Source organism: Tepidimonas sp. (assembly GCF_036825565.1).
Taxonomy (GTDB): Bacteria; Pseudomonadota; Gammaproteobacteria; order Burkholderiales; family Burkholderiaceae_C; genus Tepidimonas.
Genome location: NZ_DAISXZ010000089.1, coordinates 1 through 8,100, shown reverse-complemented (window position 1 = coordinate 8,100; position 8,100 = coordinate 1). Strand labels below are relative to the sequence as shown.

At 71.1% G+C, this 8,100-nt stretch carries 8 protein-coding genes; 6 read left to right on the top strand and 2 right to left on the bottom strand.

Annotated elements, in window-relative coordinates; all coding sequences use genetic code 11:
- Both V7026_RS10315 and mnmC read left to right on the top strand, forming a co-directional pair.
- On the top strand, positions 1-183 hold a 183-nt coding region (locus V7026_RS10315; RefSeq protein ID WP_334155304.1), incomplete at its 5' end, for an oxidative damage protection protein.
- 1 nt (position 184) lies between these two features.
- Entirely contained in the window at positions 185-2,179 is a 1,995-nt protein-coding gene (gene mnmC, locus V7026_RS10310; RefSeq protein ID WP_334155303.1) for an FAD-dependent 5-carboxymethylaminomethyl-2-thiouridine(34) oxidoreductase MnmC, read from the top strand.
- A 1-nt stretch (position 2,180) separates the two neighbouring features.
- Here the strand turns inward: mnmC and V7026_RS10305 are convergent, their stop codons facing one another.
- Entirely contained in the window at positions 2,181-4,088 is a 1,908-nt protein-coding gene (locus V7026_RS10305) for a PHA/PHB synthase family protein (protein ID WP_334155302.1), read from the bottom strand.
- Between the two features lie 252 nt (positions 4,089-4,340).
- Between V7026_RS10305 and fdxA the strand changes: the two genes are divergently transcribed.
- Together fdxA and V7026_RS10295 are read left to right on the top strand one after the other, a co-directional pair.
- Complete coding sequence (fdxA, locus tag V7026_RS10300) at positions 4,341-4,670, top strand: ferredoxin FdxA (protein ID WP_334155301.1); 330 nt, start codon at positions 4,341-4,343, stop codon at positions 4,668-4,670.
- Between the two features lie 40 nt (positions 4,671-4,710).
- Complete coding sequence (locus V7026_RS10295; protein ID WP_334155300.1) at positions 4,711-5,775, top strand: NAD(P)/FAD-dependent oxidoreductase; 1,065 nt, start codon at positions 4,711-4,713, stop codon at positions 5,773-5,775.
- On the opposite strand, the gene thiD is transcribed toward V7026_RS10295, so the two are convergent.
- The gene (gene thiD / locus V7026_RS10290; RefSeq protein ID WP_334155299.1) at positions 5,776-6,639 is read right to left on the bottom strand and encodes a bifunctional hydroxymethylpyrimidine kinase/phosphomethylpyrimidine kinase; all 864 of its coding nucleotides are present in this window, start codon (positions 6,637-6,639) and stop codon (positions 5,776-5,778) included.
- An 81-nt stretch (positions 6,640-6,720) separates the two neighbouring features.
- Between thiD and V7026_RS10285 the strand changes: the two genes are divergently transcribed.
- On the top strand, positions 6,721-7,863 hold the full coding sequence (locus V7026_RS10285) for an FAD-dependent oxidoreductase (RefSeq protein WP_334155298.1): 1,143 nt from the start codon (positions 6,721-6,723) through the stop codon (positions 7,861-7,863).
- The gene (thiS, locus tag V7026_RS10280; RefSeq protein WP_334155297.1) at positions 7,860-8,069 is read left to right on the top strand and encodes a sulfur carrier protein ThiS; all 210 of its coding nucleotides are present in this window, start codon (positions 7,860-7,862) and stop codon (positions 8,067-8,069) included. Before V7026_RS10285 ends, thiS begins: the two co-directional genes overlap by 4 nt.
- The last annotated feature ends 31 nt before the right edge of the window (positions 8,070-8,100 follow it).

Below are 8,100 nucleotides of genomic sequence, written 5' to 3'. Positions count from 1 at the left end.
GAAAACGTCAGCAAGCAGGCGTGGCAGGACTGGCTGCGCCACCAGACCATGCTGGTCAACGAAAACCGCTTGAACCTGGCCGACGCGCGCGCGCGCCAATACCTGGCGCGGCAGATGGAGAAGCACTTCTTCGGCGAAGGCGCGGACGTCGCCGCCGGCTACGTGCCCCCGACGCAGGGGTGACATGGCCGACGTCGTGGTCGAGTGGCTGCCGGACGGCACGCCGCGCAACCCCCGCTTCGACGACATCTACCGCAGCCGCGGCGCCGACGGTCAGGGGGGCCTGGCACAGGCGCGGCACGTGTTCTTGGGTGGCTGCGGCCTGCTGCCCGATGACGGGCAACCTCCGGCCTGGGCGGGTGCGGCGCGCTGGCATGCGCTGGAAAACGGTTTCGGTCTGGGGCTGAACTTTCTGGCCACCTGGCACGCCTGGCGGGCCGACGCATCGGCTCCGCCCACGCTGTGCTACACCGCCACGGAAGCCCACCCTGCCACCGCCGACGACCTGCGCCGCAGTGCGGCCCCGTTTGCCCAACTCCAGCCCCTGGCCGCCGCGCTGGCCGAGCGCTGGGTAGGGCTGCTGCCGGGCGTGCACCGCTGGACCTGGGAATGGCCCGCCGATAGCGGCGATGGCCCCTGCCGGCGCCTGCTGTTGACCCTGTGCGTGGGGGATGCGGCGCGCTGGCTGCCGACGCTGGACGTGCCGGTGGACAGCGTGTTTCTGGACGGTTTCGACCCGGCCACCAACCCCGACATGTGGTCGCCCGGGATGCTGCGCGCAGTCGCGCGCTTGTGCCGACCAGGTACACGGCTGAGCACCTGGACGGTGGCGCGCGCGGTCCGCGACGGGCTGGCGCAAGCGGGTTTTCAGGTCGAGAAAGCCCCGGGCCTGCCCCCCAAGCGGCACTGCCTGCGAGCAGTGTTTGCCCCGAGCTGGACACCCCGGGCCACCTTGCGGTCTGCGCGCGCCCCAAATGCGGCGCCGCGTATGGCCCACCCACAGCATCACGCGGTCGTGATCGGTGCCGGTCTGGCCGGCTCGGCGGCCGCTTGGAGCCTGGCAGCACGGGGCTGGCGTGTGACGGTGCTGGACGCGGCCGACGCCCCCGCGACCGGCGCATCGGGCTTGCCCGTGGGGCTGGTCGCCCCGCATGTATCGCCCGACGATGCGCCGCTGTCGCGTCTGACCCGGGCAGGCTTGGCCAGTACTCTGGAGCGGGCCCGGGCGCTGTTGACGCCGGGCGTGGACTGGAGCCCCAGCGGCGTGTTCGAGCACCGCATCGAGGGCAAGCGCGCCCTGCCCGACGCGGGGGCTTGGCGCGACCATGGCCGCGCGTGGAGCGAGCCGGCCGATCCCGCGCGCACGGTGTGCGCCGGCCTGCCTGCGGACACACCCGCCCTATGGCACCCCCAGGCGGCATGGCTGCGGCCGGCACGGCTGGTGGCCGCCCAACTGGCCCGCGCCGGCGTGCGCTTCGTCGGTGGAGCGCACGTCGCCGGTGTGCGGCGCACGGCGGATGATGCCGAGTGGATCGCGATCGACGCCGCCGGCCGAACGCTGGCCCACGCCCCCGTGGTCGTCGTGTGCGCGGGCTTCGATAGCCTGCCGCTGCTGCCGCACACCGACCGACCGCCCATGCCCCTGCATGCCCTGCGCGGGCAGGTGACATGGGGACCCATGGCCGCCCTGTCGCCATCGGGGGCGAACGCCCTGCCGCCGTTCCCCGTCAACGGGCACGGGTCGCTGATTGCGGGTGTACCCGGGCCCGATGGGCAGCCGCTGTGGTGCATGGGCTCCACCTTCATACGGGGCAGCACGGATCGCTCCGTCCAAGCCGCGGACCATGCCGCCAATCTGGACAAGCTGCGCCGCTTGCTGCCCCCGGCGGCCGAAGCGCTGTCCCGCCTCTGGCCCCAGGCACACGGCTGGGCCGGCGTGCGCTGTACGCTGCCGGACCGCGTTCCCGCCGTCGGGGCGGTAGACCCCGATCGGCTGCCCGGCCTGTGTGTGCTGACGGGGCTGGGCGCACGGGGGCTGACCCTGTCCGTGCTGAGTGGCGAGGTGTTGGCGGCCGAACTGCACGGCGAACCCTGGCCCGTAGAGCGCCCGTTGGCGCAGGCTCTATTGGCTCGGCGGTTTGCCGTCCCACGCGGGCGAGGCAGTGCAGGCGAGGGCTGATTCAGTCGCCGTAGCGCACCATCACATAGCGGCCCGGCGCCGGCCCGAGCGCCGCATCCTGCGCAGGCTGGCGCGCCGGCACCTCCTGACCGCTGCCGTGCTGCTTCAGCCACGCCGACCACGAAGGCCACCAGCTGCCCTCCAGCCGCGGCGCCGCAGCCAGCCACTCCTCTGGCGTGCGCCACGGATGGTCCGCCGGCACCGTCAACAGGTGGTGGTAGCGCCCGCGGTGCCCCGGCTCAGAGACGATGCCAGCGTTGTGCCCGCCATTGGTCAGCGCAAAGGTCACGTCGGCCGAGACCAGGTGATGGATCTTGTACACCGAGCGCCACGGCGCCACGTGGTCCTTGACGGTGCCGACCGCAAACACCGGCACGCGGATGTCGCGCAGCGCGATCGGCCGCCCCTCGAACTGAAAGCGCCCCTCGGCCAGATCGTTGTTCAGATAGCAGCTGCGCAGGTACTGGCTGTGCATCACCGCCGGCAGGCGCGTCACGTCCGCGTTCCATGCCATCAGGTCGTTGCCGACCTCGTCCTCGCCGAGCAGCCAGCGCCGCGTCTGGCTGGACCAGACCAGCTCGCGCGAGTGCAGGAACTGGAACGACCCGGCCATCTGCTGCCCGGTCAGGTAGCCGCGCGCGGCCATCATGTCCTCCAGCAGCCGCACCTGCGCCTCGTCGATCAGGATGCCAAGCTCGCCGGGCTCCTTGAAGTCGGTCTCGGCGGCCAGCAGCGTCAGGCTCGCCAACACCCCCTCCTCCGCGGCGTCCACCGCACGCTGGCAACCCAGCCGCGCATCACCCCCGCCCAGCGCCGCCGCGGCGATGGCGGCAAACGTCCCGCCCAGGCAATAGCCCATCAGGTGCACAGGGGCGTCGGTGGCGCAGCGCACGTGGTCCAACGCCGCCAGCACCCCGTCGCGCACGTAGTCGTCCATCGCCAGCAGCGCATCGTCCTCGTCCGGGTTCTTCCACGAGACGATGTAGACCGTGTGGCCCTGCCCGACCAACCAGCGCACCAACGAGTTGTGCGGCGACAGGTCCAGGATGTAGTACTTCATGATGCACGACGGGATCACGAGCACCGGCTCGCGCTGCACAGTCGGCGTCGTCGGCGCATACTGGATCAGCTCGATCAGCGCGTTGCGCAGCACCACCTGCCCCGGCGTCGTCGCCAGCCCCCGGCCGGGCGCCAGCTCCGGGTCGAAGCGCCGCGGCGGCGGCTGCAGCCCCAGCCGCCACTGCACGTCCTCCACCATGCGGCCCCAGCCCTTGAGCAGCGACTGGCCGCCGGTCTCCCAGGCGCGCTGCAGCGCCTGCGGGTTGGTCCACAGCACGTTGCTCGGCGCCCAGGCGTCCAGCCACTGGCGGCCGTAGAAGCGCATCTGCTCGCGGCTGTGCGGCTGCATGCCGCGCAGTGCCGCGGCCTGCTGCCACCACAGCTCCAGCGCCTTGACGGCGCTGGCCAGCCCCGACCACGGCCAGCGCTGCCACGCCGGGTCGGCGTAGCGCGCGTCCTCGCGCAGTGCGCGCGCCAGCGGCGAGGCGTCGTCCGGCCGGGCATCTGCGTCGCTGAAAACGCCTTTCGTCGCGCTCCCCCCGCCTGCCTCTACGGTGCCTGCTGAGGCCACACCGGACACACCGGACGCCCCAGACGTCAGAAAGGCCGTGGCCGTGCCCATCCCAGCGCGCCAAGCGTCCTGCCACCACGCCTGGCCGAGTTCAGCCGCCTGCCGCGCCAACCGCCGTTGCGACCCCGGCGAACTCAGCGCATGCAGTGCCCAATCCGTTGCCGCCAAGGTCAGCGAAATGGGCGACAGGCCGCTCCACAACTGGGCCATCAGCACCGACGCCTGCTGGTCCATGGCCTCGGCAGCATCCGCCTGCCGGCGGTGGGGATCGGCTGTCACAGGCGGGGGCCCGTTTTCGCGCCCGGCGGGTGGGGGCAAACGGCGGCGGGGTGTATCGGTCATGGGCAAGGCCTCTGGAACGGACGGCGCACGAACACCGTGCACCCAGACAATAACCGCTTTGCCGGTCGGCGTGCTGACCCACATCAACCAGCTCCGCGCCCCGAACGCCTACAATCGGCCCGTTGCCGAGACCCGACGCGCGGCCCGCGCCGCGTTGGGGCGTTTGCGGCCCCCGAAAGACCCTGCGCCATGACACACGTTGTTACCGAAGCCTGCATCGCCTGCAAGTACACCGACTGTGTGGACGTCTGCCCCGTGGACTGCTTCCGCGAGGGGCCCAACTTCCTGGCCATCGACCCCGACGAGTGCATCGACTGCGCGGTCTGCATCCCGGAGTGCCCGGTCAGCGCGATCTACGCCGAGGAAGACGTGCCGCGCGACCAGCAGCACATGATCGCCCTCAACGCGGAGCTGGCCAAGCTGCCGACTTGGAAGAGCATCACCAAGCGCAAGGCACCGCTGCCCGAAGCCGAGCAGTACAAGGACAAGACCGGCAAGCTGCCGCTGCTCAAACGCTAACCGGCTGATCACGAGGGTGGTGCGCGCCGCCCCGACCGCCATGACGTCCGCCTTTCCCATCCGCACCGATGCTGTCGTGATCGGCGCTGGACCGGTCGGGCTCTACCAGGCCTTTCAGTTGGGCCTGCAAGAGTTGGGCGTGCACGTGGTGGAGGGTCTGCCCCATGCCGGGGGGCAATGCGCCGAGCTGTACCCCGGCAAACCCATCTACGATCTGCCGGGCATTCCGGCCTGCAGCGGGCAGGAGCTGACGCAGCGGCTGTTGCGGCAGTTGGCGCCGTTGCGGATCCCCCTGCATCTGGGGCAGATCGTGACGTCGCTGCAGCGCTTGGCATCCGACGGGGCCGAATCGTCTCCGCGGTTTCGGCTGGCAACGGACGGCGGCCTGGCCCTCGAATGCGACGCGCTCGTCATCGCTGCGGGCGTAGGCGCGTTCCTGCCACGCAAGGTGCCGATCCCCGGGCTGGATGCCTGGGAAGGCCGCCAGGTGCACTACCGCGATCCCCCCGCCGACGTCTGGACGGGCCAGCGCATCGTCGTCATGGGCGGAACCGAGTCCGCCGCGGCACTGGCACTGCAACTCGCGGACGGCGGGGCGGCCGATGTGACACTGCTGCACCGCAATGACCGCTTCGCCATCGACGCCGAACTGGATGAACGGTTGCAGTCCGCCATTGGCGCGGGCTGGGTGCGCCTGTGCATGGGGCAGCCAGTGGGGGCCATAGCCGCCGCCGATGGCCGTCTGGAAGCACTGGAGATCGCCACCGCCGACGACCGGCGACTCACGCTGCCGCTGGATCTGTTCATGCCCCGGCTAGGGCTGAATCCGCGCCTCGGCCCGATCGCCGACTGGGGGCTGGCGCTGGAGCGCAAGCACCTGGTCGTGGACACCGAGGGCTACCGCACCTCAGAGCCGGGCATCCATGCAGTGGGCGATGTCAACACCTACCCCGGCAAGCGCAAGCTCATCGTGTGCGGCTTTCACGAAGCGACCCTGGCCGCATTCGCCATTGCCCAGTGGCTGCGCCCGCAGGAGCGGATCGTCCTCGAATACACCACCACCAGCACCCGACTGCAGCGGCTGCTGGGTGTCGGGCCGGGCTGATCAGTCGAGCAGCCGCATCGGCACCGGCGCATAGCCGTGGTTGAGCGGCCCATTGCCCTGGCCGGTGCGCACATGCGCGCCGGCGGCAATCGCCCCCCGCACCCAGCCTTGGGCGGACTGAACCGCCTCCTCCAGCGTCTGGCCGATGGCCAGGAACGAGGCAATGGCCGACGACAGGGTGCACCCCGTACCGTGCACGTTGTCGCTGACGATGCGCTCACCGTTGAGACGGATCCAGTATGCCGGCGGCTCGCCGCAGATGGCCAACAGGTCGGTGACCACATCGCCGGGCAAGTGCCCCCCCTTGAGCAGCACGGCCGGCGCGCCGCGCCGCAGCAGATCGGCGGCCGCTGCCTCCAGCTCCTCCACCTGCACCAGCGGACGGCCCAACAGCAATGCGGCCTCGTCCAGGTTGGGGGTCACCACGGTGGCGCGCGGGAACAGCTCGCGCACCAGGCGTTCGATGGTCGCGTCCTCGATCAAGGTGTCGCCGCTGGTGGCCACCATCACCGGGTCCAGCACCACGTTGGGCAGGCGGTAGGTGTCTATGGCCCAGGCCACGGCATCGACGATGTCCGGCGCGTGCAGCATGCCGATCTTGACCGCGTCCACGCCGATGTCCTCCACCACGGCGGCGATCTGCTCTTTCAGAAACGACGCCGGCACCCCCTGAATGGCCCGCACCCCCAGGGTGTTTTGGGCCGTCAGTGCCGTGATCGCCGTCATGCCGTAGCAGCCCAGGGCCGCGATGGTCTTCAGATCGGCCTGGATGCCGGCACCGCCACCGGAATCGCTGCCGGCGATGGACAACACCCGCGGGTAGCGCGAGCGGTGTGGGTGGGCAAGATCGTTCAGATGCGACATGTGTGACATTATCCGCTGCGCGTGCACGGACGTGGAGCCCGCTGGCCTGGCGCGGGTTTTCCCTGGGGTACCATCCGGGGCATGCGCTCCCTCGAACCCGCCCTGATCCTCGGCGCCGGCCTGATGGGTCGGCTGCTCGCCCTCACGCTGGCACGGGCCGGTCACCCGGTCCATATCGTCGATCCCGCCCCCGACGCCGCGCAGGCCGGGGGCGCTGCCCGCGTCGCGGCCGCCATGCTGGCGCCGCTCGCCGAATCGGCCGTGACCGAGCCCAACGTCGTGGCCATGGGGCGTTACGCCCTACCCCGCTGGCAGACGCTGTGCGAGGGGCTGGCGCAACCGGTGTACTTTCAGCAAAACGGCACGCTCATCCTGTGGCACCGCCAGGATGCGCAAGAGGCCGTCCGCTTCGAGGCGCTGCTGCGCCACACCACCGCACGCCTGACCGATTTGCCCGCCCCGCGCGCGCTGGACGCGCAGGGCGTCGCCATGCTGGAGCCGGCCGTGGCCGGGCGGTTCCAGCGGGGGCTGTACCTGCCGGACGAAGGCCAGCTCGACAACCGCCAACTGCTTGATGCGCTGCTGGCCACGCTGGCCACGCTGGGCGTGGCGGTGCAGTGGGGCACCGCCATGACGCTGGATCAAGCCTGCGACTGGCAACGCCACCACCCAGACGGCTGGGTGTTGGACTGCCGCGGTCTGGGCGCGCGCGAGGACTGGCCTGCGCCACGCGCTGCGGGCGGCGGCCCCCTGCGTGGGGTGCGCGGCGAGGTGGCACGCCTGTACGCGCCGGACGTCACCTTGCAGCGCCCCACCCGGCTGCTGCATCCGCGCTACCCCATCTACATCGCCCCCAAGCCGGGCCATCTGTTCGTCATCGGCGCCACCCAAATCGAGTCCGATGACCTGTCCCCGGCCAGCGTGCGCTCCACCCTCGAGTTGCTCAGCGCCGCCTACGCCGTCCACCCCGGCTTTGCCGAGGCCCGCGTTCTAGAGCTGTGCTCCCAGTGCCGCCCCACCCTGCCTGACAATCTGCCCGCGGTCGTCGAGCGCGCGCCGCGCGTGCTGCAGATCAACGGGCTGTACCGCCACGGGTTCATGATCTCGCCGGCGATACACGACGCCGTCATCGAGTATCTGCAGACCGGCCGCACCGAGCTGGCGCAGCGCCTGGGGCTGGCATTCGCCCGGGCCGAGGCCCACGCCCCCGTCCGCACACCATGAAGATTTGGATCAACGCGCAACCCGCAGAACTGCCCGACGGCGCCACCGTCGCCGATGCGGTGGCCCGCGCCACCGATGGCCAGCCCCCCCAAGCGCCGTTTGCCGTGGCCGTCAACCTGCAGTTCGTGCCGCGCGCACAATACGCCCTCACGCCGCTGCGCGATGGCGACCGCGTCGAAATCATCGCCCCCATCACTGGCGGCTGACCCACCATGATCGCACCCCCCACCCCAGCGT

Coding starts and splice junctions, on each gene's coding strand:
- mnmC (WP_334155303.1), top strand. CDS start 185: ATGGCCGACGTCGTGGTCGAGTGGCTGCCGGACGGCACGCCGCGCAAC.
- fdxA (WP_334155301.1), top strand. CDS start 4,341: ATGACACACGTTGTTACCGAAGCCTGCATCGCCTGCAAGTACACCGAC.
- V7026_RS10295 (WP_334155300.1), top strand. CDS start 4,711: ATGACGTCCGCCTTTCCCATCCGCACCGATGCTGTCGTGATCGGCGCT.
- thiD (WP_334155299.1), bottom strand. CDS start 6,639: ATGTCGCATCTGAACGATCTTGCCCACCCACACCGCTCGCGCTACCCG.
- V7026_RS10285 (WP_334155298.1), top strand. CDS start 6,721: ATGCGCTCCCTCGAACCCGCCCTGATCCTCGGCGCCGGCCTGATGGGT.
- thiS (WP_334155297.1), top strand. CDS start 7,860: ATGAAGATTTGGATCAACGCGCAACCCGCAGAACTGCCCGACGGCGCC.